Source organism: Arthrobacter sp. sptzw42 (genome assembly GCF_059089685.1).
Window position 1 is genome coordinate 391,389 of record NZ_JBNHEX010000001.1, and the last position, 22,874, is coordinate 414,262.

22 protein-coding genes are annotated in these 22,874 nt (G+C 65.8%); 14 read left to right on the forward strand and 8 right to left on the reverse strand.

Annotation, left to right across the window (positions count from 1 at the left end; all coding sequences use genetic code 11):
* Positions 1-94: 94 nt before the first annotated feature.
* From tsf to AC5RT4_RS01800, 5 genes are all read left to right on the forward strand, one after another.
* Positions 95-931, forward strand: a complete 837-nt coding sequence (gene tsf, locus AC5RT4_RS01780; protein WP_494040906.1) for a translation elongation factor Ts — start codon at positions 95-97, stop codon at positions 929-931.
* Positions 932-1,102: 171 nt separating this feature from the next.
* Positions 1,103-1,840 (forward strand): UMP kinase, encoded by a 738-nt coding sequence (gene pyrH / locus AC5RT4_RS01785; RefSeq protein ID WP_104997352.1) that lies wholly within the window; start codon positions 1,103-1,105, stop codon positions 1,838-1,840.
* Between the two features lie 127 nt (positions 1,841-1,967).
* The gene (gene frr / locus AC5RT4_RS01790; RefSeq protein ID WP_494040905.1) at positions 1,968-2,525 is read left to right on the forward strand and encodes a ribosome recycling factor; all 558 of its coding nucleotides are present in this window, start codon (positions 1,968-1,970) and stop codon (positions 2,523-2,525) included.
* Entirely contained in the window at positions 2,525-3,448 is a 924-nt protein-coding gene (locus AC5RT4_RS01795) for a phosphatidate cytidylyltransferase (protein ID WP_494040904.1), read from the forward strand. The genes frr and AC5RT4_RS01795 overlap by 1 nt, the downstream gene beginning before the upstream one ends.
* A gap of 82 nt (positions 3,449-3,530) precedes the next feature.
* Positions 3,531-4,115, forward strand: a complete 585-nt coding sequence (locus AC5RT4_RS01800) for a DivIVA domain-containing protein (RefSeq protein ID WP_494040903.1) — start codon at positions 3,531-3,533, stop codon at positions 4,113-4,115.
* Positions 4,116-4,122: 7 nt separating this feature from the next.
* Here AC5RT4_RS01800 and AC5RT4_RS01805 read toward each other — a convergent pair whose 3' ends face one another.
* From AC5RT4_RS01805 to AC5RT4_RS01825, 5 genes are all read right to left on the reverse strand, one after another.
* Positions 4,123-4,812, reverse strand: coding sequence for a hypothetical protein (locus AC5RT4_RS01805; RefSeq protein WP_494040902.1), 690 nt, complete (start codon positions 4,810-4,812; stop codon positions 4,123-4,125).
* An 82-nt stretch (positions 4,813-4,894) separates the two neighbouring features.
* Entirely contained in the window at positions 4,895-6,361 is a 1,467-nt protein-coding gene (locus AC5RT4_RS01810; RefSeq protein WP_494040901.1) for a sodium/solute symporter, read from the reverse strand.
* 7 nt (positions 6,362-6,368) lie between these two features.
* The gene (locus AC5RT4_RS01815) at positions 6,369-6,719 is read right to left on the reverse strand and encodes a DUF485 domain-containing protein (RefSeq protein WP_494104695.1); all 351 of its coding nucleotides are present in this window, start codon (positions 6,717-6,719) and stop codon (positions 6,369-6,371) included.
* On the reverse strand, positions 6,716-7,432 hold the full coding sequence (locus AC5RT4_RS01820; protein ID WP_494040899.1) for a LytR/AlgR family response regulator transcription factor: 717 nt from the start codon (positions 7,430-7,432) through the stop codon (positions 6,716-6,718). The genes AC5RT4_RS01815 and AC5RT4_RS01820 overlap by 4 nt, the downstream gene beginning before the upstream one ends.
* A 41-nt stretch (positions 7,433-7,473) precedes the next feature.
* Positions 7,474-8,682: a sensor histidine kinase gene (locus AC5RT4_RS01825; RefSeq protein WP_494104696.1), complete on the reverse strand. Its 1,209-nt coding sequence runs from the start codon at positions 8,680-8,682 to the stop codon at positions 7,474-7,476.
* 183 nt (positions 8,683-8,865) lie between these two features.
* Between AC5RT4_RS01825 and AC5RT4_RS01830 the strand changes: the two genes are divergently transcribed.
* Together AC5RT4_RS01830 and AC5RT4_RS01835 are read left to right on the forward strand one after the other, a co-directional pair.
* Positions 8,866-9,246, forward strand: a complete 381-nt coding sequence (locus AC5RT4_RS01830; RefSeq protein ID WP_494040897.1) for a DUF485 domain-containing protein — start codon at positions 8,866-8,868, stop codon at positions 9,244-9,246.
* Positions 9,243-10,859, forward strand: coding sequence for a monocarboxylic acid transporter (locus AC5RT4_RS01835; RefSeq protein WP_494104697.1), 1,617 nt, complete (start codon positions 9,243-9,245; stop codon positions 10,857-10,859). Before AC5RT4_RS01830 ends, AC5RT4_RS01835 begins: the two co-directional genes overlap by 4 nt.
* A gap of 79 nt (positions 10,860-10,938) precedes the next feature.
* Here AC5RT4_RS01835 and AC5RT4_RS01840 read toward each other — a convergent pair whose 3' ends face one another.
* Both AC5RT4_RS01840 and AC5RT4_RS01845 read right to left on the reverse strand, forming a co-directional pair.
* The gene (locus AC5RT4_RS01840; RefSeq protein ID WP_494104698.1) at positions 10,939-11,538 is read right to left on the reverse strand and encodes a hypothetical protein; all 600 of its coding nucleotides are present in this window, start codon (positions 11,536-11,538) and stop codon (positions 10,939-10,941) included.
* A 132-nt stretch (positions 11,539-11,670) separates the two neighbouring features.
* Positions 11,671-12,144, reverse strand: coding sequence for an Lrp/AsnC family transcriptional regulator (locus tag AC5RT4_RS01845; protein ID WP_494040894.1), 474 nt, complete (start codon positions 12,142-12,144; stop codon positions 11,671-11,673).
* A gap of 192 nt (positions 12,145-12,336) precedes the next feature.
* Here AC5RT4_RS01845 and pdhA point away from each other — a divergent pair, with 192 nt between their 5' ends.
* The 3 genes from pdhA to AC5RT4_RS01860 are packed head-to-tail and all read left to right on the forward strand — an operon-like array spanning position 12,337 to position 15,979.
* The gene (gene pdhA / locus AC5RT4_RS01850) at positions 12,337-13,527 is read left to right on the forward strand and encodes a pyruvate dehydrogenase (acetyl-transferring) E1 component subunit alpha (RefSeq protein WP_494104699.1); all 1,191 of its coding nucleotides are present in this window, start codon (positions 12,337-12,339) and stop codon (positions 13,525-13,527) included.
* Complete coding sequence (locus AC5RT4_RS01855; RefSeq protein WP_494104700.1) at positions 13,527-14,537, forward strand: alpha-ketoacid dehydrogenase subunit beta; 1,011 nt, start codon at positions 13,527-13,529, stop codon at positions 14,535-14,537. Before pdhA ends, AC5RT4_RS01855 begins: the two co-directional genes overlap by 1 nt.
* Entirely contained in the window at positions 14,534-15,979 is a 1,446-nt protein-coding gene (locus tag AC5RT4_RS01860) for a dihydrolipoamide acetyltransferase family protein (protein WP_494104701.1), read from the forward strand. Before AC5RT4_RS01855 ends, AC5RT4_RS01860 begins: the two co-directional genes overlap by 4 nt.
* Positions 15,980-16,095: 116 nt before the next feature.
* Here the strand turns inward: AC5RT4_RS01860 and AC5RT4_RS01865 are convergent, their stop codons facing one another.
* On the reverse strand, positions 16,096-16,797 hold the full coding sequence (locus tag AC5RT4_RS01865) for an SACE_7040 family transcriptional regulator (protein WP_494104736.1): 702 nt from the start codon (positions 16,795-16,797) through the stop codon (positions 16,096-16,098).
* A 185-nt stretch (positions 16,798-16,982) separates the two neighbouring features.
* Between AC5RT4_RS01865 and AC5RT4_RS01870 the strand changes: the two genes are divergently transcribed.
* Genes AC5RT4_RS01870 through AC5RT4_RS01885 form a run of 4 tightly spaced genes read left to right on the forward strand, consistent with a single transcriptional unit; the run spans position 16,983 to position 22,872 of the window.
* Positions 16,983-18,590, forward strand: coding sequence for a carboxyl transferase domain-containing protein (locus AC5RT4_RS01870; protein ID WP_494104702.1), 1,608 nt, complete (start codon positions 16,983-16,985; stop codon positions 18,588-18,590).
* Between the two features lie 11 nt (positions 18,591-18,601).
* The gene (locus AC5RT4_RS01875; protein WP_494104737.1) at positions 18,602-20,890 is read left to right on the forward strand and encodes an acetyl/propionyl/methylcrotonyl-CoA carboxylase subunit alpha; all 2,289 of its coding nucleotides are present in this window, start codon (positions 18,602-18,604) and stop codon (positions 20,888-20,890) included.
* A gap of 2 nt (positions 20,891-20,892) precedes the next feature.
* Positions 20,893-22,056 carry an acyl-CoA dehydrogenase family protein gene (locus AC5RT4_RS01880; RefSeq protein WP_494104703.1) on the forward strand — a complete coding sequence of 388 codons (1,164 nt, stop codon included), beginning with the start codon at positions 20,893-20,895 and terminating at the stop codon, positions 22,054-22,056.
* 48 nt (positions 22,057-22,104) lie between these two features.
* Complete coding sequence (locus AC5RT4_RS01885) at positions 22,105-22,872, forward strand: CoA transferase subunit A (protein ID WP_494040887.1); 768 nt, start codon at positions 22,105-22,107, stop codon at positions 22,870-22,872.
* The last annotated feature ends 2 nt before the right edge of the window (positions 22,873-22,874 follow it).

Sequence of the window (22,874 nt, forward strand, 5' to 3'; positions counted from 1 at the left end):
GTGCCGGAGCTGCTGACAGGATGGCGGCCCACCAGGTGGGCTGCTGTCCTGTCGGTCCGTACACCACCATAAATTTCTAGACAGAGGGGTTCACATGGCGAACTACACTGCCGCGGACATCAAGGCCCTGCGCGAGCGCACCGGCGCCGGCATGATGGACGTCAAGAAGGCTCTTGACGAGGCCAACGGCGACGCCGAGAAGGCCATCGAGATCATCCGCATCAAGGGCCTCAAGGGCGCTACCAAGCGCGAGGGCCGCTCCACCGCTGAGGGCCTGGTTGCCGCCAAGGTCAGCAACGGCGTCGGCGTTATGATCGAGGTCAACTGCGAGACCGACTTCGTGGCCAAGGCTGACAAGTTCATCCAGCTGGCCGACAAGGTCCTGGCCGTTGCCGTCGAGTCCGGCGCAGCCGACCTCGAGACCCTGCTCGCCACCGAGGTTGACGGCAAGCCCCTCTCCGAGGTCGTCGTCGAAGAAGGCGCTGTCCTGGGTGAAAAGGTTGTTGTCCGCCGTGTCTCCCGCGTCGAGGGCGCAACGGTTGACGCTTACCTGCACAAGACTTCCAAGGACCTCCCGGCCCAGGTTGGCGTGCTGTTCGCTGTCGACGGTGAAGGCGAAGCCGCTGGCACCGCCGCCCACGACGTTGCAGTGCACATCGCTGCCATGGCTCCGAACTACCTGACCCGCGAAGACGTCCCGTCAGAGCTGGTTGAGTCCGAGCGCCGCATCGCCGAAGAGACCGCAAAGGCCGAAGGCAAGCCCGAAGCCGCCCTCACCAAGATCGTGGAAGGCCGCGTGACCGGCTTCTACAAGGGTGAGGTCCTGGTTGACCAGGCATTCGCGAAGGACGCCAAGAAGTCCGTGGCGCAGGTCCTCGAAGAGGCCGGTGTCAAGGGAACCGCGTTCACGCGTTTCCGCGTCGGCTCCTAGTCGAAACAGCAAGGGGGTGGCCACTTCGGTGGCCGCCCCTTTTGCATGCGCGGGGACGCCCGCCTGGGAACCTGCCCCGAACGGGACAGGCTCGAATGGTGCGGGCCCGACTGGGTCCCCGGCCGCGCAGCAGGATAACCTTTTTTCAGAGTTCACCAACGGGAAGGCATCATGGAAGCCGTCAACACTGTAGTCCAGCCAGAGAAAAGCCGACGCCGGGTCCTCCTGAAGCTTTCCGGCGAGGTCTTCGGCGGCGGGAAGCTGGGCGTTGACCCTGAGACCGTCCGGGACGTCGCCAAGCAGATCGCAGCAGCCGTCCCCCAGGTGGAGGTGGCGATCGTGGTAGGCGGCGGCAACTTCTTCCGGGGCGCCGAACTTTCCCAAAGCGGCATGGACCGCTCAAGGGCCGACTACATGGGCATGCTCGGAACGGTCATGAACTGCCTGGCCCTGCAGGATTTCCTGGAGCAGGCCGGCGTGGAGACCAGGGTCCAGAGCGCCATCACCATGGGACAGGTGGCCGAGGCCTACATTCCGCGGCGCGCCATCCGGCACATGGAAAAGGACCGCGTAGTCATCTTCGGCGCCGGTGCCGGACTCCCGTACTTCTCCACCGACACCGTTGCCGCCCAGCGGGCACTGGAAGTGCACGCCGACGTCGTCCTGATGGCCAAGAGCGGCGTGGACGCTGTGTACACGGCGGACCCTAAAAAGGATCCCACTGCCGAGCGGCTCGAAACCCTCAGCTATGACGACGCGCTCCGCCGCGACATCCGCGTGATGGACCAGACGGCGATGACCATGTGCAAGGACAACAACCTCTCGATGGTGGTCTTTGGCATGGAAGGCGAAGGCAACGTTACCCGGGCCATCCTCGGCGAGAAGCTGGGCACCCTGGTCACAGCCTAGCTGCGGCTAGGATGTCTTCAGGACAGTTCCGCCCCTGCCTGTGTGGCCAGGGGCGGAAGCAGTAACAGAACCACGTTTGTGCATGGACCCGGTGGCCCGGACTGCACCAGAATCTTCAGGAGAAACCGTGATTGAAGAAACCTTGCTCGAAGCCGAAGAAAAGATGGACAAGGCTGTTGAGGTAGCCAAGGAAGACTTCGCTTCCATCCGCACCGGCCGGGCCAATCCGGGCCTCTACAACAGGGTTCTGGTGGACTACTACGGCTCACCCACGCCGCTGCAGCAGCTCGCCTCGTTCGCCATTCCGGACGCCCGCACCATCCTCATCACCCCCTTCGACAAGACGGCCCTGCGCGACATCGAACGTGCGCTCAGTGATTCCGAGGTGGGTGCCAACCCGTCCAACGACGGCAACGTCATCCGGATCACCATTCCGGAGCTGACCAAGGAACGCCGCAAGGAATACGTCAAGATCGTCAAGACCAAGGGCGAGGACGCCAAAGTCTCCATCCGCAACATCCGCCGCAAAGCCAAGGAAACCCTGGACAAGCTGGTCAAGGACGGCGAAGCCGGTGAAGATGAGGGCACCCGCGCCGAAAAGGAACTTGACGGCCTGACCAAAGCGCACGTGGACGGCATCGACGAGCTGCTCAAGCGCAAGGAAGCAGAGCTGCTCGAAGTCTGATGGGCCAGGCAGAGCAGGCCCCGGCACAACGGGCGCGCACACGGGGGAAGCAGCCCAGGTCCAACCCGACGCCGAAGGCCGGACGGAACCTGCCGGCTGCGGTGGCGGTGGGCCTTGCCATGCTCTTCGCCGTGCTGGGCGGGCTGTTGTTCCTCCCTCTCGGCTTTGTTGCTGTCACCACCGCGTTCGCCGTTTTCGGGGTCTGGGAGATTTACCGTGCCCTGGAGGCGAACGGCACCAGGATGCCCATCGTGCCGGTAATAACCGGCACGGTGGCCATGCCCTTTGCCGCCTACTTCGGCGGGATCGAGAGCCTGCTGTTTGCCATGCTGCTGAGCTCGGTGGCCGTGCTGCTGTGGCGGTCCATCGAGAGTGCCGCCGGCTCAGCCAACAGCATCTTTGCGGGCGTCTTCACCCTGGGCTGGGTGCCGTTCTTCATCAGCTTCGCGGCACTTCCGCTGCATGCTTCGGGCGGTGCCACCCCCGTAGGACTTTGGCCGGGAGGGATGATTCCCGACGGCGCGTGGCAGGTGGCGGTCATGCTGCTGCTGGTCGTATCCAACGACACCTTCGGCTACCTGGTGGGCGCGTCATTGGGCAAGCACCCGATGGCGCCCAAGATCAGCCCAAAGAAATCCTGGGAAGGCTTCGCCGGCTCCATCGGCGGCGCCATCCTTATAGGCGTCCTGGCCAGCCTCTTTATGCTGGACAAGCCCTGGTGGGTGGGTGTGGTCCTGGCGGTGGGACTCGTAGCCGCATCCACAGCCGGCGACCTCGCCGAATCCATGGTCAAACGCGAGCTCGGCGTCAAGGACATGAGCAGCATCCTGCCGGGACACGGAGGCGTGATGGACCGCCTGGACTCGATCGTCTTTGCAGCCCCGGCGGCCTTTGTCCTGTACGGCCTCGTCTCCGGGGCCTGAAACACAACCCCCGCCGGACACCCGGGCACCCCTAGACTGGCGCCCGGGCGGTACGGCTTGAGAAGCATCGAAGGAATCATCAGTGGCATTGGACATTCATCGGCAGATCCCTGCGTCCTTTGAGCGCGTGCAGCGCAGTGATTACGGCTACAACGCCAAGCAGGTGGACCAGTTCCTGCAGCGCGCGCGGGTGTCGCTGGAGAACCCCGGCGCCGCGGCGGAGCCGGTCAACAGTGCTGACGTCAGGGCGGTTTCCTTCGACCCCGTCAAGGGCGGTTACTCCGCTGCCGTTGTTGACGCGGCCTTGGACCGCCTCGAAGATGCCTTCGCGCGCCGTGAGCGGGACGAGTTGATCGCTGCCCGTGGCGAGGAGGCGTGGCTGCGCGAGATCGGCAACCTGTCCGGGATCCTCCGCGGCCGGCTGCACCGCCCCGACGGCGACCGCTTCCGCCGCCCCGCAAAGAAGAAGGCGCGCAGCTACAACACGGTTGACGTGGACCGGCTCTGCCGCGAACTTATTGCCTACCTTGAGCAGGACAAGCCACTGAGCGTGGACAACGTCCGCCGGGCAGTCTTCCGTCCCGCCGTTGGCCGTGACGGGTACGAGGAAACCCAGGTTGACGCCTTCCTCGACCGTGTGGTCGAACTGATGGCAGCCATCGACTGAGCCGCCTTCACACATCCCCGGGCGGAGTGGGGGAGAGCGGCTTGAACCTGCGCCAGATATTCCGGTAGGCCCGGTAACCATAGACCGACCACGCGGCCACGAATGCCAGGCCCGCCACCGCTCCAACGACGACTGCCACCGCTGTGCCGGCTCCCAGGAGCGACAACAGCAGGCCGGACAGGATGGCGATCAGGGCTGCGTTCGCAGCAGTCATGAAGATCATGCTGCTGCCCAGCACATGGCTCAGGGAATTCCGGTTCCCGAAGAAGAAGTAGGTCCTCCCGGAGCCGGCCTCGTCATCGTGGCTGGCGGCCATCAGGTACGGCGCTATACCGGGGTCAAGATCCACGTAGGCGGCCCGAAGCCGGTTCATAGCCGTCACATACATCAGGTCCTCCTGCGCGACATTCATAACGCGGATCTGGGTAAGGAGTCCCATGGCCACGTCAATGCACAGAACGATCACCGCAAGCAGGACAAAGGCTTCGGAAAAGCGGGTTGCCTGACCCACCAGTGCCGCACTCACCACACTGGCGGAGGTAAAGGTAAGGAACATGCTGATCCGGGTCAGGACCTCGCTCTGGGTGGTGCTGCGCGATGCCAGCAGGCCCCAGTGTTCAGTGGCGAGCAGCTGGGCCCGCACCGACGGAGGAATGCCATCCGGCGTGCCGCGCGGCCTGCCGTCCTCGGTGGACATGGCGTTATTGTCTCCCATCCCGGGGAGCAGCGCGAGGAAAAAGCAGGCCACGGCGGCGTCCGGCTGGATCAGCCGGGCCTGTTCACCGCTCGGTGGCCAGCGGCCGTTCCGGAGTGTGCAGGCGCGTCATGACCCGGGACATCGTCCTGGGCACCCTGTTGGCGGTGGCGCGGGAAACAACCACCATCACTGCGAAGGCGGCCGGTACTGTCCAGGCGGCAGGCTGCGCCAGCCAGGGCGAGAGGTTCGACGCGCCGGCCACTGAGCCTGCGATCATGGCGCCGCCGCAGAGGACCCCGCCGGTCAGCATCCCGGCGATGGCACCGGCGTCGGTCAGCGCCCGCCACCAGATGCCGAGCAGGAGCACCGGGCATACGGTGGAGGCGGTGAACGCGAAAACCAGGCCCACGCTGCCGGCAAGGGCCAGCGAGTCCGTCATAGCGGCAAAACCCAACGGCACCACGATCGAGATCACGGCGGCCAGCCGGAATCCGCCCACGCCCGCGCCCAGCACATCCTGGCTGATAACTCCGGCAAGGGATACCACCAGTCCCGACGTCGTGGACAGGAAGGCGGCAAAAGCGCCGGCCACCACAAAGGCCGACAACAGGTCGCCGGCGGCACCGCCCACCAGTTCGCCGGGGAGCAGCAGCACCAGGGCATCGGCCTGGCTGGTGCGGGCGAGGCCTGGAGCGAACATCCGGCCCACCAGGCCGTATGCCGTGGGGAACAGGTAGAACACGGACAGCAGCCCCAGGACGATCAGCGTGGTGCGCCGGGCCGAATGCCCGTCCGGGTTGGTGTAAAAGCGGACCAGCACGTGGGGCAGCCCGAGGGTGCCGAACAGGAGGGCCACCAGCAGGGACACGTTCTGGTACAGCCCGGCGGGGGCCAGGGAAGTGGGGTTTACGGAGGGCGCTGACAGTGCAGGGGTTCCGTTCCCCGCCAGCATAAAGATGATGAAGAGGATGGGGACCGCCAGAGCGGTGAGCTTGAGCCAGTACTGGAAAGCCTGGACAAAAGTGATCGAACGCATGCCGCCGGCAACCACCGTCAGGCACACCACAACCACCACAGCCACCGATCCCACCCAGGACGGCAGTCCGGTGGTGATCCGGATGGTCAAAGCGGCTCCGTGCAGCTGGGGCACAATGTACAGCCATCCCACCAGCACCACCACGAGGCTGGTGACCTTCCGGACAGCCCGTGAATCAAGCCTGGCCTCCGTGAAGTCAGGAATCGTATAGGCGCCGGAGCGCCGCAGCGGCGCTGCAACAAACAGCAGCAGCATCAGGTAGCCGGCCGTATAGCCCACCGGAAACCACAGGGCATCCGTTCCGGACAGCAGGATGAGCCCGGCAACACCGAGGAAACTCGCGGCGGACAGGTACTCGCCGCCAATGGCGGAGGCGTTCCACCAGGGCCGCACCGTTCGGGAAGCAACGTAGAAATCCCCGGTGGTCCTTGAAATGCGCAGGCCGTAAAAACCAATCACCGCAGTGGCCACCGAAACCACCGCGAGCGCGGCTATGGCCACGCCGGGGTTCACGGTGCCCTCACTGGTCCTTGGCCAGGTCGCGGTACCGTGCCTCGTTGCGCGCAGCGGTGCGGACGTACAGCCAGGCGCTGAGTCCGATCAGGGGGTAGATGCCTGCGCCCAGGAGGAGCCAGTCAAAGGGAATCCCCGCAACGCGGGTCTCCGCCAGCCCCGGCACCACGGCCAGCAGCAGCGGGAAAGCGCCAAGGATCAGCAGGAACCCGGCAGCCACCACCAGCGCCAGGCGCAGCTGCGACCGGATCAGCGACCTGACGAAGACCTGCCCTACCTCGGAATCCTGCGCCGCTTCCCGGCTGTCCCGGGGAGGAAGTGCAGCGGAACGGGGGGCGGTAACGCGTACCCTGCTCATGCGTGCGGCCTGATCCGGGTGGCCCCCAGCTTTTCCCGCACCGTTGGCAGGTGGCGCCGGCTGATGGGAAGGCCGGCACCTGCAACGGTGACGCAGGGACCGTCCGCAGCCAGCTTCATGGACGTAACGTGCTTCAGGGCAACGAGGTAGGAGCGGTGCGTCCGGATGAAGCCGGCGTCGGCCCACTGCTGCTCAAGGTCCGCCAGCGGCACCCGGATCAGGTAGCTCGCATCAGCCGTGTGCAACCGTGCATAGTCGCCCTGGGCCTGGACATAGGTGACGTCGTCACGCCGGATCATCCTGGTGGTACCGCCCTGGTCAACGGTGATCATCTCCGGTGCCGTACCGCCGTCGCGCAGTTCACTGATGCGCCCCACGGAGCGGGCCAGACGTTCGGCCCGGACCGGCTTAAGCAGGTAGTCCACAGCGGCGAGTTCGAAGGCCTTGAGCGCGTGGTCCTCGTCCGCGGTCACAAAGACCACGGCGGGCGGATTCCGGCTCCCGGAGATGGCGCGGGCAATATCCAGCCCGGAGACCGCCGGCATATGGATGTCGAGGAATACGGCGTCAACCGGGCTGGCTGCCAGGGCCCGGAGGGCTTCGGTGCCGGAGGTGGCGCGGAGGACGGTGCCGATGCGGTCGTCCCGGCCGAGGAGGAATGCCAGTTCTTCAACGGCGGGCAGCTCGTCATCGACGACGAGGACGTTAATCATCTTCCTAGGGTACGTTCCCGCCTGGCGCCTGGTGTGCGGGGTCACGCGTCGTGGCCGGGTTGGGACTTGGGGACCCGCATGGTGATCAGGGTCCCCTCCCCGGGGGCGGTGTCGATGACCAGCCCGTGGTCGTTGCCGTAGACCTGGCGGAGGCGGGCGTCCACATTCCGCAGGCCCACGTGCTCGCCGTCGGTATGGCCGGCCAGTATGGACTGCAGCTGCGCAGGGTCCATGCCCACGCCGTCGTCCTCAATAGTCACCTCGGCGAAGGCGCCGGCGTCGTTCGCGCTGATGCTGATGTGCCCCGGCCCTTCCTTGGCCTCCAGCCCGTGCCGGACGGCGTTTTCCACCAGCGGCTGCAGGCTGAGGAAGGGGATGACGGTGCTGAGGACCTCCGGGGCCACCCGCAGGCTGACCTGGACGCGCTCGCCAAAACGGGCACGTTCCAAAAGGAGGTAGCGATCGATGCAGCGGAGCTCCTCGGCGAGCGTTGTGAAGTCGCCGTGCCGCCGGAAGGAATAGCGGGTGAAGTCGGCGAACTCCACTACCAGCTCCCGGGCCCGGGCAGGGTCGGTGTTGATAAAGGAGGCGATGGCGTTGAGCGAGTTGTAGATAAAGTGCGGGCTGATCTGGGCGCGCAGCGCCCGGACCTCAGCCTCCATCAGCAGTGTCCGTGATGCGTCAAGCTCGGCAAGCTCCACCTGCACGGCCACCCAGTCGGCCACTTCTGTGGTGGCCCGCACCAGGCCCGCGCCGGCTGTCGGGGCGAAGGCAGCGACCGCCCCCACCACGCGGGTGCCGGCCCGCACCGGGGCGATCACCGCCGCGAGCGGCCCGCCCGTACCGCGCTTCGGGGCACCGCCCGGTCCGGTGGGATAACCCGCCGGCAGCACCGCAGTCCGCCCCCCAGCCAGCACCCCTTCGGCAAGGGCCATCAGTTGCGGTTTCAGTTCCTCGCCGGCACCGTCCCACGCGAGTACGCCGGTGGTGTCTGTGATGGCCAGCGCGTCGGAACCGAGCAGCCCGCGCAGCTGCTTGCCGGCTTTTGCCGCGCCGGCGGGGTTCAGTCCGCGCCGGAGATGCTGGCCGGCCTGGGATGCCGCATGCAGGGTGTGGTACGTGGCGCGTTCGGCGTCGGTGCCGAGGTCCCGGAATGAGCGCAGCACCTTGAGTCCCACGCCGACGACGACGGCGACGGCCATGGCGATCACTGCCACCGCCGCGGCAGTCAGGAGGGGGGAGTCAGGCATGGTGCCCAGCGTAGTGGCGGGTGCCGTTTGGCGCAGCATCCCGACCGTTGAGCGACCGCCGGCGGGCCGGGTATGGCTTGTACTGCCCATCGCCCGCAGAGTGATTGCAGTCACACTTGCGGTAGCCCTGACTGGATTTGCCGGCCGGTGTGTGTCCAAGGCAAGTCTCAATGAGGAGGAACGATGGGTAACGATGCCCACACTCCGGACGCAGCAGCGTCCGTGGACTTTGAACAAGTCCAGTCGACCGGGCAGTTCCAGGAACTGCGCAAGCGTCACCGCAGCTTTGTCTTTCCCATGGCGATCGCATTCCTGCTGTGGTATTTCGCCTACGTCCTGCTGGCTGACTACGCGGTGGGCTTTATGTCCACCAAGGTCTGGGGCAACATCAACGTCGGGCTGATCCTCGGCCTGCTCCAGTTCGTCTCGACGTTCGCGATCACCAGCTGGTACGTCAGCTACTCAAACCGGAAGCTGGACCCCATCGCAGCGGAGATCCGGAACGAAATCGAGGGGCATGAATTTGATAAGGACGGCAACCGCGTGGGCGAGGTAAACAAATGATCGGGATTGCCGCAGCGGTGGACGTCGCCGCGCTCAAGGACACCACCCTCCTGAACATGGGCGTCTTCGCCCTGTTCGTGGCCGTGACCATGGTCATTGTTTTCCGCGCCAGCCGGAACAACAAAACCGCGGCCGACTACTACGCCGCAGGCCGGTCCTTCACCGGCTCACAGAACGGCACGGCCATCGCGGGGGACTACCTCTCGGCAGCGTCTTTCCTGGGCATTACCGGTGCCATCGCCGTCAACGGCTACGACGGTTTTATGTACTCCATAGGCTTCCTGGTGGCCTGGCTGGTGGCACTGCTGCTCGTGGCCGAACTCCTGCGCAACACGGGTAAGTTCACCATGGCGGACGTGCTGTCCTTCCGCCTCCGGCAGCGGCCCGTCCGCATCGCCGCCGCCATTTCCACGCTGGCCGTCTGCTTCTTCTACCTCCTGGCCCAGATGGCAGGGGCCGGAAGCCTTGTTTCGCTGCTGCTGGGCATCAGCGACTGGGGCGGCCAGGCCCTGGTGATCATCGTCGTCGGCGGCCTGATGATCATGTACGTTCTCATCGGCGGCATGAAGGGCACCACCTGGGTGCAGATCATTAAAGCAGTCCTGCTTATCGCCGGCGCGGCCGTCATGACCATCTGGGTCCTGGCGATCTACGGCTTCAACCTTTCCAGCCTGCTGGGCGCAGCAGTTGAGACGGCCAACAACCCGGCCGTCCTCAACCCGGGCCTGCAGTACGGCAAGACCGAAACCTCCAAGCTGGACTTTATGTCCCTGGGCCTCGCGCTGGTCCTTGGAACCGCCGCCCTGCCGCACGTGCTGATGCGTTTCTACACCGTCCCCACCGCCAAGGAAGCCCGCAAGTCCGTGGTGTGGGCCATCTGGCTGATCGGGCTCTTCTACCTGTTCACGCTGGTGCTCGGGTACGGCGCCGCCGCTCTCGTTGGTCCCGACACCATCCGGACGGCACCGGGCGGTGTGAATGCCGCGGCCCCGCTGCTGGCCTTCTACCTGGGCGGGCCGCTGCTGCTGGGCTTTATCTCGGCCGTGGCCTTCGCCACCATCCTCGCCGTTGTGGCAGGGTTGACCATCACCGCCGCCGCATCCTTCGCCCACGATATCTACGCAAGCGTCATCTCCAAGGGCAAGGCCGACGCCGACACCGAGGTCAAGGTGGCCCGGCGCACTGTGGTGGTCATCGGTGTCCTGGCCATCCTGGGCGGTATCCTCGCCAACGGACAGAACGTGGCGTTCCTCGTGGCGCTGGCCTTCGCCGTCGCCGCCTCCGCCAACCTGCCCACCATCGTCTACTCCCTGTTCTGGCGGAGGTTCACCACCCAGGGTGCGGTCTGGAGCATGTACGGCGGGCTTGGCGCCGCGATCGTCCTGATCATGTTCTCGCCGGTGGTCTCCGGCGGCGCGACCTCAATGATCAAGGACGCCAACGTCGCGATCTTCCCGCTGAGCAACCCCGGCATTGTGTCCATCCCGCTGGCGTTCTTCCTCGGCTGGCTCGGAACCGTCCTGGACAAGAAGCGCGAAGACACCGCCAAGCAGGCCGAAATGGAAGTCCGGTCCCTGACCGGGGTCGGGGCAGAAAAGGCAGTCAACCACTGACCCCTGACTCAAGGGTTACCCGGCATCACGGAAAGAGCCTCGGCGCTGCGGCGCCGAGGCTCCTTCGTGTGCGGGGGAGTCAGGCCTTGGGCCGGAGCTTGATGTTGGTCATCTTCAGGTCCTCGGTACCTTCGAAGCGGTAGGCCAGGTCCACTTCCTTGCCCTCGCAGGTGATGACACCTGCCACGTCCGCCGCCTTGGTCCCGTTCTCGGTTCCCACCTGGAGGTCGTTATACGTCGGCTTGCAGGAATCGTCCATCTCCAGGGTGTCCACTCCGGCGATGAACGCTTCCTTGGACAGCTGTTCCTTCAGGGCAGGGTCAAGGTACTCGTCGTAAGCCTCTGAGCTTCTGCCGCTGATGACCATCTTTGTGAAACCGTCAGCAACGCCCCTCGCCTGGTTGGTGGCACTTCCCACCACGTTAACCAGGATGATGACGCCCAGGACCACCAAAAGCAGGACACCGCCGATCGCCGCCAACACAATCCACAATTTCCGCCGGCTCTTGACCGGAGGCTGCCGGCCCGGCAGGCCAAACGGGCCCGGTTCCCCATACGCCCCGGCGGGAGCCTGGTAAGCCTGCCCGCTGTAGCCCGGCACTTGCTGCGGGGGCAGGGGCGGCTGCTGCGGCACCTGCCCGGGCTGTCCCGGCTGGTACGGTTCCTGAGGATTGCCCAAGATCGAGCCTCTCCGGCGTGATGCATGGCACCCGCCTGGTTGCGGGGACCTCCCGGCACCCGTGAATAACTTGCAACAGCCTATATTCCCGCGCTGCCGCCGTCGTACTTCCACGGCGATCCGCCGGCACTGTCAGCCGTTTCGCGGGCCCCGCTCCAGGAGGGGCTGCATCCGGAAGGGGATGAGCTCACCCATCGCCAAGGCAGTGTCCGTCCGGTCCACGCCGTCACACGCCAGGATTTTCCCGTTGATGCGGAAGAGGTCCTCGGCGTCCAGTGCCACCACCCGGAGCAGCAGGTCGGCCGGACCGGTGAGCCCGTAGCCTTCGAGGATCTCCGGAATCCCGGCCAGTGCCGTTGCCAGCCCGGCGAGCTTTTGCTGCTGGACGTGGACGGATATAAACGCCATCAGCGGATATCCCAAGGCCACGGGATTGATCCTGCGTTCGAAGGAAAGGAAAACGTGTTTCTTCTCCAGTTGGGCCATCCGCGCCTGAACCGTATTCCTGGACAGGCCCAGCTTTTGGGCCAACGCCACCACCGTCCGCCGCGGATCCTGGGCGAGGGCGGACAAAAGGCGGGTGTCAGTGCCATCCAGAGCCTGCATAGTGCGCAACGTTAGCACCGTCACAAGCCGCCACACAGAGCATTGTGCTCAATGGCCGCCCTGGTGGTTGTACCCAATGAGCATTGTGAGTAGGGTCACAGTATCCGCGGCAACGGCGCCCGGGGGCCGGAGGCAGGCGGGACCACAAGTCCCCGAATCCGCTGGTCAACAACGTGAGAAGGTGCGGCTATCGTGTCTACAGACAGAACCGGCCAGGACGGCGCAAATACCCCGCTTGCAGATGCCGCGGGTGCTGATGCCGGGGCGGATATTCACCGGCAGGGCAAGGGTCTTGTCCAGCTGATCACTCCCCGGGGGGAGCGGATAAGCCACCCGGAATTCGACCCCTGGGTCCAGGACATTACTGACGAGCAGCTGTGCTCGCTGTTCGAGGACATGACTGTTGTCCGGCGCATCGACGTTGAAGCCACTGCCTTGCAAAGGCAGGGCGAACTCGCCTTATGGCCGCCACTGCTGGGGCAGGAAGCGGCGCAGGTCGGCTCCGCCCGGTCCCTGCGCGCGGACGACTTCGTTTTTTCCAGCTACCGCGAAAACGGTGTGGCCTACTGCCGTGGTGTCGGCCTGACGGACATCGTCCGGGTCTGGCGCGGAAACGCCCCGTCCGGCTGGGACCCCTACTCCATTAACATGGCCACGCCGCAGATCATCATCGGCGCCCAGACCCTGCATGCCACCGGATATGCCATGGGCATTCAGAACGACGGCGCCGATTCCGCGGCCGTCACCTACTTCGGCGACGGCGCCACCAGCGAGGGTGACGTCAACGAGGCGATGGTCTTTGCCGCGAGCTTTCAGGTGCCTGTCGTGTTCTTTTGCACCAACAACCACTGGGCCATCTCCGAGCCCGTGCGCGTTCAGTCGCACATCCAGCTCGCGGACCGGGCCGCCGGGTTCGGCATCCCCAGCCTCCGGGTGGACGGCAACGACGTCCTTGCCGTCATGGCGGCAACGCGGGTGGGCCTGGACCGTGCCCGCCGCGGCGGCGGCCCCACCTTCATTGAGGCCGTCAGCTACCGGATGGGCCCCCACACCACGGCCGATGACCCCACCCGCTACCGGGACCCCAACGAACTCGAGGACTGGGCAGCGAAGGACCCCATCAGCCGGGTCGAAGCGCTTTTGGACCGCAAAGGCCTCCTGACGGCAGGGTTCAAGCAGCAGGTCAAGGACAAGGCCGACGCCGTTGCACGGGACATGCGCACGGGCTGCACCACCATGCCGGAGCCCCAGCCGCTGGACGTTTTCAAGCACGTCTACAGCACCCCCAACTCCTGGCTGGACCGGCAGCAGGACCACTACACCCGTTACCTGGCCTCCTTCGGTGATCCCGCAGAAGCCGTCTCAGAAAAAGGTGAACGCTGATGACCCAGATGACCTTTGCCCGTGCCATCAACGCCGGCCTGCGCAAATCAATGGAAAATGACCCAAAGGTGGTCCTGCTGGGCGAGGACATCGGTGCCCTTGGCGGCGTCTTCAGGATTACAGACGGCCTGCAAAAGGACTTCGGCAGGCACCGCGTTGTGGACACGCCGCTGGCCGAGTCCGCCATCGTGGGAACCGCCGTGGGACTGGCCTACCGCGGCTACCGGCCCGTGGTGGAAATCCAGTTTGACGGCTTCATCTACCCGGCATTCGACCAGATCGTCAGCCAGGTGGCCAAACTGCACTACCGCACCCGCGGCGCGGTGAAAATGCCCATCACCATCAGGGTGCCGTTCGGCGGCGGCATCGGCTCACCTGAACACCACTCGGAATCCCCGGAAGCCTACTTCACCCACACCTCAGGGCTGCGGGTGGTGACTGTTTCCAGCCCCCAGGACGCGCACACCGTCATCCAGCAGGCCATCTCCTGCGACGACCCCGTCCTGTACTTTGAGCCCAAGCGCCGCTATCACGACAAGGGTGAAGTGGACGAGGCGCTTGATCCACTGTCAGCGGCACCCATGGACAAGGCGAGGGTGCTGGCGGACGGCACAGACGTCACCCTGGTGGCCTACGGTCCATTGGTAAAGACAGCACGGGACGCCGCCCTTGCCGCCGCGGACGAAGGCATCTCCATCGAAGTCATCGACCTTCGTTCGCTCGCGCCCGTGGACTACGACACCGTGGTGGCCTCAGTCCGCAAGACCGGCCGCCTAATCATCACCCACGAGGCGGGCCAGTCCGGAGGCCTCGGCGCGGAAGTGGCAGCGAGCATTACCGAACGGTGCTTCTACTACCTTGAGGCGGCGCCTGTCCGCGTGACCGGCTTCGACATCCCATACCCGTACTCCAAATTGGAAATGCACCACCTGCCGGGCCTGGACCGCATCCTCGACGGCGTGGACCGTGCCCTGGGCCGGCCGAACTCCCTCAGCGGGCTGGAAGGATGAGCGCCACCATGATCAAGGAATTCCGGCTCCCGGACCTGGGCGAAGGACTTACTGAATCGGAAATCCTCAGCTGGAAAGTGGGGGTGGGGGATACGGTGAGCCTGAACCAGGTGATCGCCGAGGTGGAAACCGCCAAGGCGGTGGTGGAGCTCCCGTCCCCTTTTGCCGGAGTCATCCGGGAACTGCACGAACAGCCCGGCACCATCGTGGAGGTGGGCAAGCCCATCGTCTCCTTTGAAGTGGCGGACGACGCCGGCACTGCCTCAGCAGGGTCCGGTACCGCTGCTCTGTCCCCGGCTGGCCCGGCCGCCTCCGCCGCGGGCCAGGAGGGGGAACCCGCCAGGAGGCAACCCAACCTCGTGGGGTACGGCGCCGTCGTCGAAAGCTCCGCCCGTCCGGCACGGCGCCCCCGCAACCTGCTCCGGGTTGCTGCGGCCCCGGTGGCCGAGGCAGCAGCGACAAAGCCGTTGGTTGAGCCGGCCGGAACAGGGCCTGCCGCAACCGACCCTGGCGCAACCGACCCTGGTGCAACCGATCCTGGCGCAATGCGCCCCCGGTCCACTCCGCCCGTGCGGAAGTTTGCCAAGGACGCGGGCGTGGACCTGGCGCTGGTTCCAGCAACCGGCCCGCACGGCTTGATCACCCGCGAGGACGTCCAGCAATTCCTGGACGGCAGGTCGCCGAGGGCGGCTGCTCCTGCGTGGGAAGCAGAAACCCCGGTGCTGGCGGCACAGCAGGGCGGGCGGGAAACCCGGACGCCCGTCAAAGGCGTGCGGAAGCTTACGGCGGCTGCAATGGTGCAGAGTGCCTTTACCGCGCCCCACGTCACCGAATTCCTCACGGTGGACGTCACCCCATCGATGGAGCTCCTGGCCAGGCTCAAGGAAAGCCGCGGCTTCAGCGGCCACAAGCTGACTCCGCTCACCCTGGCGGCGAAAGCCGTACTCATCGCACTGCGGCGCAATCCCGCCCTCAACGCCCGATGGGACGAGCAAAACCAGCAGATTGTGACGTTCAACTACGTGAACCTCGGCATAGCCGCCGCGACGCCGCGTGGACTCACCGTTCCCAACATCAAGGACGCGGACACCCTGTCCCTGCTGCAGCTGGCCGATGCCCTGACGGAACTCACCGAAACCGCCCGGGCGGGCAAGACCACACCCGCGGACTTGTCCGGGGGAACTATCTCGATCACCAACATCGGTGTCTTTGGGATCGACGCCGGCACGCCCATCCTCAACCCGGGGGAGGCGGCCATCCTGGGGTTGGGAGCGGTGCGGAACATGCCGTGGGAGCACCAGGGCCAGGTGGCGCTGCGCCAGGTCCTCACACTGAGCCTGTCCTTTGACCACCGCCTGGTGGACGGCGAGCAGGGCTCGCGTTTCCTGGCAGATGTAGGCGCGATCCTCGCAGAGCCCGGAATGGTCCTCACGATGGTCTGAGCCGGCAGCTGCTGGACCGCTGCCGCCAGCCGGGTCTGCCGGGCCGCACGTTTCCTGCCGGGCCGCACGTTTCCTGCCGGGCCCCGCGTCCCTTCGGCTGTTGAAGAACCGGGGCCTTACGGGGAGCCCTGCGGGACCTCCACCAGCAGCGCAGCCAAAGCCATGCCCTCCAGCAGGGGACGGGCGGTTCGTGCCGCCATCTTCCGGCCGTGGCTGCGGACCGAGTGCGGCGTGGAGTTGATCAGTCCGAACGTGGCGTGCGCCCGCATCCGCAGCTCCGCGATGTCCGTGTCCGGATGCAGCCGGGCGAGCACGTCCACCCAGACTTCGACGTAATTCAGCTGAAGCGTACGCACGGCTGCCTGGTCCTGCTCGGACAGGTTGCTGAAGTCCCGGTCCTGTACCCGGATGACGTCAGGCTTGCCGAGGGCGAAGTCCACCTGGAACTCCACCAGGCGCCGCAGGGCGGAGGCGGCATCAGGATTTTGGTCAACAACGTCACGGCCGCCGTCCAGCAGTTCCTGGCTGACGGTCACCAGCAGGTCGGCAAGGACGGCCTGCTTGCCCGGAAAGTGACGGTAAACGGCCGGGCCACTGACTCCTGCCGCTGCTCCAAGGTCTTCGAGGGATACCCGGTTGAACCCGTTGACGGCGAACAGCGAAGCCGCGGCGGACAGCAGCGCCTGGCGGCGGTTTTCCTTGGCCTTGCCGCGCTGCGTTGACTGGACGCGCTGCGCTGACGGGACGCGCTGGGTGGCTGGTTCGGGCCGGCCGGCGGTAACGCCTGCCGGACCCGGATCCGCAGCCGGGGACTGGATCGAGGATCCTCGTCCGCCCGTCTTGGTGGCGTCGGTGCCGGCCACGTTTCCTCCTCGGCCCCGCGGCGTCAGCCAGAGCGGTATGTGTTGGACTTCACAGTTAATACAGACTAACCTGATTTTCAGTTATTGGGCGCTAACCGAGTTGCTTGGACAGCTCGGACCGGAACAGGAACGGACCGTCAATGGAGACCCTTGCCACCCGGCTTGACGCAACGGCCGAGGCCTTTGCGTCCAACCGCGCCGAGCAGCTGGCGCTCGCCGAGGAGCTGCGGAAAAAGCTGGCCGACGCCGCCCTGGGCGGGCCCGAAAAGTCCAGGCAACGCCACGTGGCCCGGGGAAAGCTCCTGCCCCGCCAACGCATCGACCAGCTGCTCGACGACGGCAGCCCCTTCCTCGAAATTGCGCCACTGGCCGCCACCGGGATGTACAACGATGAGGCCCCCGGCGCCGGCGTGATTGCGGGGATCGGGCTGGTTCACGGCAGGCATGTGCTGGTGATTTCCAATGACGCCACCGTCAAGGGCGGAACGTACTATCCGATGACCGTGAAGAAGCACCTGCGGGCCCAGGAAATCGCCTTCGAAAACCGGCTGCCCTGCATCTACCTGGTGGACTCCGGTGGGGCCTTCCTGCCCAAGCAGGATGAGGTTTTCCCGGACCGGGACCACTTTGGCCGGATCTTCTATAACCAGGCCAGGCTCTCGGCGGCCAAGATTCCCCAGATCGCCTCGGTTATGGGCTCCTGCACTGCCGGCGGTGCCTACGTTCCGGCCATGAGTGACGAGACCGTAATCGTCCGGAACCAGGGCACCATCTTCCTGGGCGGGCCGCCGCTGGTGAAGGCCGCGATCGGTGAAATTGTCACTCCTGAGGAACTCGGCGGCGGGGAAGTGCACTCCAGGATCTCCGGCGTGACGGACCACCTGGCCGAAAACGACGAACACGCGCTGCAGATCATCCGGGACATCGTGGCCACCCTGCCGCCGCCGGCACCACCGGTGTGGGAGGTGGCTGACGCCGTCGAACCCGCAGCAGATCCTGGCGGGATCTACGGCGCTGTTCCAACGGACGTCAACGCCCCGTACGACGTCCATGAGGTGATCGCCAGGCTGGTGGACGGCGGCCGGTTCCACGAATTCAAAAAGGAGTACGGCGCCACCTTGGTGACAGGCTTCGCCAGGCTGCACGGGCACCCGGTGGGGATCGTGGCCAACAACGGCGTCCTGTTCAGCGAATCGTCCCTCAAGGGCGCGCACTTCATTGAACTGTGCGACCAGCGTGGAATCCCGCTTCTGTTCCTGCAAAACATTTCCGGTTTTATGGTGGGCAAGGATTCGGAGCAGGGCGGCATCGCGAAGAACGGGGCCAAGATGGTCACCGCCGTGGCGACAGCCCGTGTGCCCAAGCTGACGGTGGTGATCGGAGGCTCGTTCGGTGCCGGCAACTACTCGATGTGTGGCCGCGCCTATTCGCCGCGGTTCCTGTGGATGTGGCCCGCCGCCCGGATTTCCGTGATGGGCGGCAATCAGGCCTCCAGCGTCCTGGCCACCGTGAAGCGGGAGCAGTACGAGGCAGCCGGCCAGGAGTGGTCGGCTGAGGACGAGGAAGACTTCAAGGCGCCCATCCGCCGGCAGTACGAGGACCAGGGCAGCCCCTACTACTCCACCGCCCGCCTGTGGGATGACGGCGTGATCGATCCCGTGGACACCCGTACGGTCCTGGGGCTGGCACTGGACGTGGTGTCCCGCGCCCCGCTGCCGGAAACCTCCTTCGGCCTCTTCAGGATGTGAGCCCAGTGACCATGCCACTATCGCCGGCCGCCCGCGCGGAAACATCCGCCACGGCACCGCCAAAACAGGATGCACTCTTCGGCACCGTCCTCGTAGCCAACCGCGGCGAGATCGCAAGCCGCGTCATCCGGACGCTGCGCGCCCTGGGTATCCGGTCAGTCGCGGTGTACAGCGATGCCGACGCCGGCGCCCGGCACGTCCGCGAAGCTGACACTGCCGTCCGGATTGGCCCGGCCGCTGCCACCGAGAGCTACCTGAAGATCGAAGCCATTATCGAGGCGTGCCGCAAGACAGGGGCCGAAGCAGTGCACCCGGGCTATGGCTTCCTCAGCGAGAACGTGGACTTTGCCCGCGCACTGGACCAGGCAGGCATTACCTTCATCGGACCCGGTGTGGAGGCCCTGAATGTGATGGGGGACAAGATCCGGTCCAAGAACCACGTGGCCGGATACGGCGTTCCCGTGGTCCCCGGGGTTGCCCAACCGGGAATGACCGACCACCAACTGGCACAGGCTGCCGGGGCCGTGGGGTTTCCCCTCCTGATCAAACCCTCAGCGGGCGGGGGCGGCAAAGGCATGCACGTGGTGGAACGCCAGGAAGACCTGGTGCCGGTACTGGCCACGGCGCGAAGGGTGGCGGCAAGTGCCTTCGGCGACGACACCCTGTTCCTGGAGCGCCTGGTGTCCACCCCGCGGCACATCGAGGTGCAGGTCCTGGCCGACAACCACGGCAACGTCATCCACCTCGGCGAGCGCGAATGCTCGTTGCAGCGGCGGCACCAAAAGGTTATCGAAGAGGCTCCTTCACCGCTGCTTGAAGCACTCCCGGCAGGCGCCGCCATCCGTGCCCGCCTCGGCGAAGCCGCGTGCAACGCAGCCCGCAGCGTCAACTACAGCGGCGCCGGAACGGTGGAGTTCCTCGTCTCCGACGATTCGCCGGAGGAGTTCTATTTCATGGAGATGAACACACGGCTGCAGGTGGAACACCCGGTCACCGAGATGGTCACCGGCATCGACCTCGTCGAGTGGCAGGTGCGGATCGCCGCGGGCGAGGAACTCACCGTCCGGCAGGCCGACGTCGGACTTAACGGTCACGCAGTGGAAGCCCGGGTTTACGCCGAGGTGCCCGAGAAGAACTTCCTTCCGTCCACAGGCACGTTGCTCCTGCTGGACGAACTGCCCGGTGGGCCAAGGCGCCCCAGCGCCCCTTCCCAAACCCAGGTCACTGCCGGCAACGGCCTGGTGCGGGTGGACTCGTCCCTGGTGGAGGGGCTGGAGCTCTCGGCCAGCTACGACCCCATGATGTCCAAGCTCATCGCCTGGGGCGAGGACCGCGCGGCAGCCCTGGCCGCCCTTGATACCGCCCTGGCAGGCTATACCGCACTGGGACTGGACACCAATGTGGAGTACCTGCGGTTGCTGATCAACGATCCCGACGTCCGCGCCGGCCGCCTCGATACCGGACTGATAGAGCGCAAACTGCCCAAGCTGACCTTCCGCCGGGTCGCCGACGCCGAACTGGTGGCGGCGGCACTCTTCACCATCGGTGCCGAGGCACAGAACAATACGCCCCCCGCGCCCGGCCTCTGGCAAGCACGCAATGGCTGGCGGCTGGGAGCACCTGCACCCCGCCGCATCAGTTTGGGAACGCCCGACGGCGGCGTTGCAACAGTAAGCATTAGCGGCGCATCAACAGACGGTACTGCGTTTGGCACCGTGACCGCGGGAGGCAGGACCCCCGGCGGCACCGTCCTCGTGGCTGTGGACAGCGGGCCCGCACGACCGGCGCGGCTGGAGTACCTTTCCCCCCGCGCCGCCGTGCTGACCCTCGACGGCCAGAGCACCACCTACGCCGTCGCACCGGTCTTCCGTGGGCCGGTGACACCTAACAATGACCACCCGGTTGCAGGGGTACCGGCGGAACTGTTCCTGGGCAACGAAGGCTGGTCCTGCCGGCTGGAAATACTCACCCGTGAGTCACGGCTGGAACGGGTCCTGGCAGCTGTCCACCGGGAGGAGGGCGCCGCCGATCCCGCCGTCCGCTCCCCGATGCCGGGAACCGTGGTGTCCGTTGCGGTCAGCGACGGAGAGGCCGTGGTGGCCGGGCAGGTGCTGGCGTCGGTGGAGGCGATGAAGATGGAACACCATTTGCTGGCACCGCTGGACGGAACGGTCCACCTCAGTATCCGGTTGGGCGACCCCGTCAAAGCAGACCAGGTCCTGGCCACCATCCACGCCACCCACACGGAGGCCGCCGCAGAACAGCCACACGACACCCCTTCAGATGGCAAAGGAGCCTAGACATGGCAGGTTTTGAACTCAGCGAGGAATACCAGGACCTCAGCGACACCGTCCGGGACTTCGCGGACAACGTGGTTGCCCCGGTGTCGGCCAAGCACGACGAAGAGCACAGCTTCCCCTACGGGGTAGTGAAGCAGATGGCAGAAATGGGGCTGTTCGGACTGCCCTTCCCCGAGGAATTCGGCGGCATGGGCGGGGACTACTTCGCCCTTGCCCTGGCACTGGAGCAGCTGGGCCGGGTGGACCAGTCCGTAGCCATCACCCTCGAGGCGGGCGTATCCCTCGGTGCCATGCCGATCTACCGCTTCGGAACCGGGGAACAGAAGCAGGAGTGGCTGCCCCTGCTGGCGTCCGGCCAGGCGCTCGCGGGCTTCGGCCTGACCGAACCGGAGGCGGGATCCGACGCCGGCGGCACCAAGACCTCCGCCCGGCGTGAGGCAGGGCAATGGGTGATTAACGGCAACAAAGAGTTCATCACCAACTCCGGCACGGACATCACCCGGCTTGTCACGGTCACGGCCGTCACCGGACAGAAGGAACGCGCGGACGGCAGCATCCAAAAGGAAATTTCCACCATCCTGGTTCCCACGGACACGGAAGGCTTCAAAGCGGAGAAGCCGTACAACAAGGTGGGCTGGAACGCCTCGGACACCCACCCGCTGACGCTGAGGGTCGTGCGTGTCCCGGAGTCAAACCTGCTGGGGGTGGAGGGCCGCGGCTACGCCAACTTCCTGTCCATCCTCGATGAGGGCCGCATCGCGATTGCGGCGCTGGCCACCGGCGCCGCCCAGGGCTGCGTGGATCTGTCGGTCAAGTACGCGAAGGAACGGAGCGCCTTCGGCAACCAGATCGGCAAGTACCAGGCGATCTCATTCAAGATCGCCCGCATGGAGGCAAGGGCCCATACCGCCCGCCTGGCTTACTACGACGCGGCGTTCCGCATGCTGGCCGGAAAGCCGTTCAAGACCCAGGCGGCCATCGCTAAGATGGTCGCAGGCGAGGCGGCCATGGACAACGCGCGGGATGCCACCCAGGTGTTCGGCGGCTATGGCTTCATCAATGAGTTCACCGTGGCACGCCATTACCGCGACTCCAAGATCCTTGAGGTGGGGGAGGGCACCACGGAGGTCCAGTTGATGCTGATTGCCCGCGAACTGGGTCTGTAGTACCGGGCGCTTGCCCCATGGAACCGAGTCGGCCTGAAAGGATCACCGATGATAGATAAGGTTGTTGCCACCGCAGAGGAGGCTGTAGCGGACATCCCGGACGGCGCCTCCCTGGCGGTGGGGGGCTTCGGTTTGTGCGGCATCCCGGTGTCCCTGATTGACGCGCTGCACCGGGCCGGAACAACGGAGCTGGAAACGGTGAGCAACAACTGCGGCGTGGACGACTGGGGCCTGGGCATACTGCTTCGGGACGGCCGGATCCGCCGGACCATCAGCTCCTACGTCGGCGAGAACAAGGAGTTCGCCCGCCAGTACCTGGCCGGTGAGCTTGAGGTGGTGCTCACTCCGCAGGGCACCCTTGCAGAGAAACTCCGGGCAGGCGGTGCGGGCATCCCGGCCTTTTTCACCAAGGCCGGCGTAGGCACCCAGGTGTCCGACGGCGGCCTGCCGCAGAAATACGACGCCCACGGCGGGATTGCCATCGCTTCGGCCCCGAAGGAGGTGCGCACCTTCGCCGGGGTCGATTACGTGCTGGAGGAGGCCCTGACCCCGGACTTTGGCCTGGTCCACGCCTGGAAGGGCGACCGCCACGGAAACCTGGTCTTCCACGCCACCGCCATGAATTTCAACCCGCTGTGCGCCATGGCCGGGCGGATCACCATCGCGGAGGTGGAGGAACTGGTGGAACCGGGCGAGCTGGACCCCGAACACATCCACACACCGGGGATTTTCGTCCAGCGGGTAGTGCTGGCCCCGGACGCCGAAAAGCGGATTGAAAAGCGGACCGTCGCCCTCAACCAGCAGGCAGGAGCCTAACC

Excerpts from the sequence above, each read along its gene's own strand:
- AC5RT4_RS01795 (WP_494040904.1), top strand. The coding sequence starts at position 2,525 with ATGGGCCAGGCAGAGCAGGCCCCGGCACAACGGGCGCGCACACGGGGG.
- tsf (WP_494040906.1), top strand. The coding sequence starts at position 95 with ATGGCGAACTACACTGCCGCGGACATCAAGGCCCTGCGCGAGCGCACC.
- AC5RT4_RS01875 (WP_494104737.1), top strand. The coding sequence starts at position 18,602 with ATGCCACTATCGCCGGCCGCCCGCGCGGAAACATCCGCCACGGCACCG.
- AC5RT4_RS01835 (WP_494104697.1), top strand. The coding sequence starts at position 9,243 with ATGATCGGGATTGCCGCAGCGGTGGACGTCGCCGCGCTCAAGGACACC.
- AC5RT4_RS01830 (WP_494040897.1), top strand. The coding sequence starts at position 8,866 with ATGGGTAACGATGCCCACACTCCGGACGCAGCAGCGTCCGTGGACTTT.
- AC5RT4_RS01880 (WP_494104703.1), top strand. The coding sequence starts at position 20,893 with ATGGCAGGTTTTGAACTCAGCGAGGAATACCAGGACCTCAGCGACACC.
- AC5RT4_RS01805 (WP_494040902.1), bottom strand. The coding sequence starts at position 4,812 with ATGTCCACCGAGGACGGCAGGCCGCGCGGCACGCCGGATGGCATTCCT.
- AC5RT4_RS01845 (WP_494040894.1), bottom strand. The coding sequence starts at position 12,144 with ATGCAGGCTCTGGATGGCACTGACACCCGCCTTTTGTCCGCCCTCGCC.
- AC5RT4_RS01860 (WP_494104701.1), top strand. The coding sequence starts at position 14,534 with ATGAGCGCCACCATGATCAAGGAATTCCGGCTCCCGGACCTGGGCGAA.
- AC5RT4_RS01870 (WP_494104702.1), top strand. The coding sequence starts at position 16,983 with ATGGAGACCCTTGCCACCCGGCTTGACGCAACGGCCGAGGCCTTTGCG.
- AC5RT4_RS01855 (WP_494104700.1), top strand. The coding sequence starts at position 13,527 with ATGACCCAGATGACCTTTGCCCGTGCCATCAACGCCGGCCTGCGCAAA.
- AC5RT4_RS01885 (WP_494040887.1), top strand. The coding sequence starts at position 22,105 with ATGATAGATAAGGTTGTTGCCACCGCAGAGGAGGCTGTAGCGGACATC.
- AC5RT4_RS01820 (WP_494040899.1), bottom strand. The coding sequence starts at position 7,432 with ATGATTAACGTCCTCGTCGTCGATGACGAGCTGCCCGCCGTTGAAGAA.
- pyrH (WP_104997352.1), top strand. The coding sequence starts at position 1,103 with ATGGAAGCCGTCAACACTGTAGTCCAGCCAGAGAAAAGCCGACGCCGG.
- AC5RT4_RS01815 (WP_494104695.1), bottom strand. The coding sequence starts at position 6,719 with ATGAGCAGGGTACGCGTTACCGCCCCCCGTTCCGCTGCACTTCCTCCC.
- AC5RT4_RS01825 (WP_494104696.1), bottom strand. The coding sequence starts at position 8,682 with ATGCCTGACTCCCCCCTCCTGACTGCCGCGGCGGTGGCAGTGATCGCC.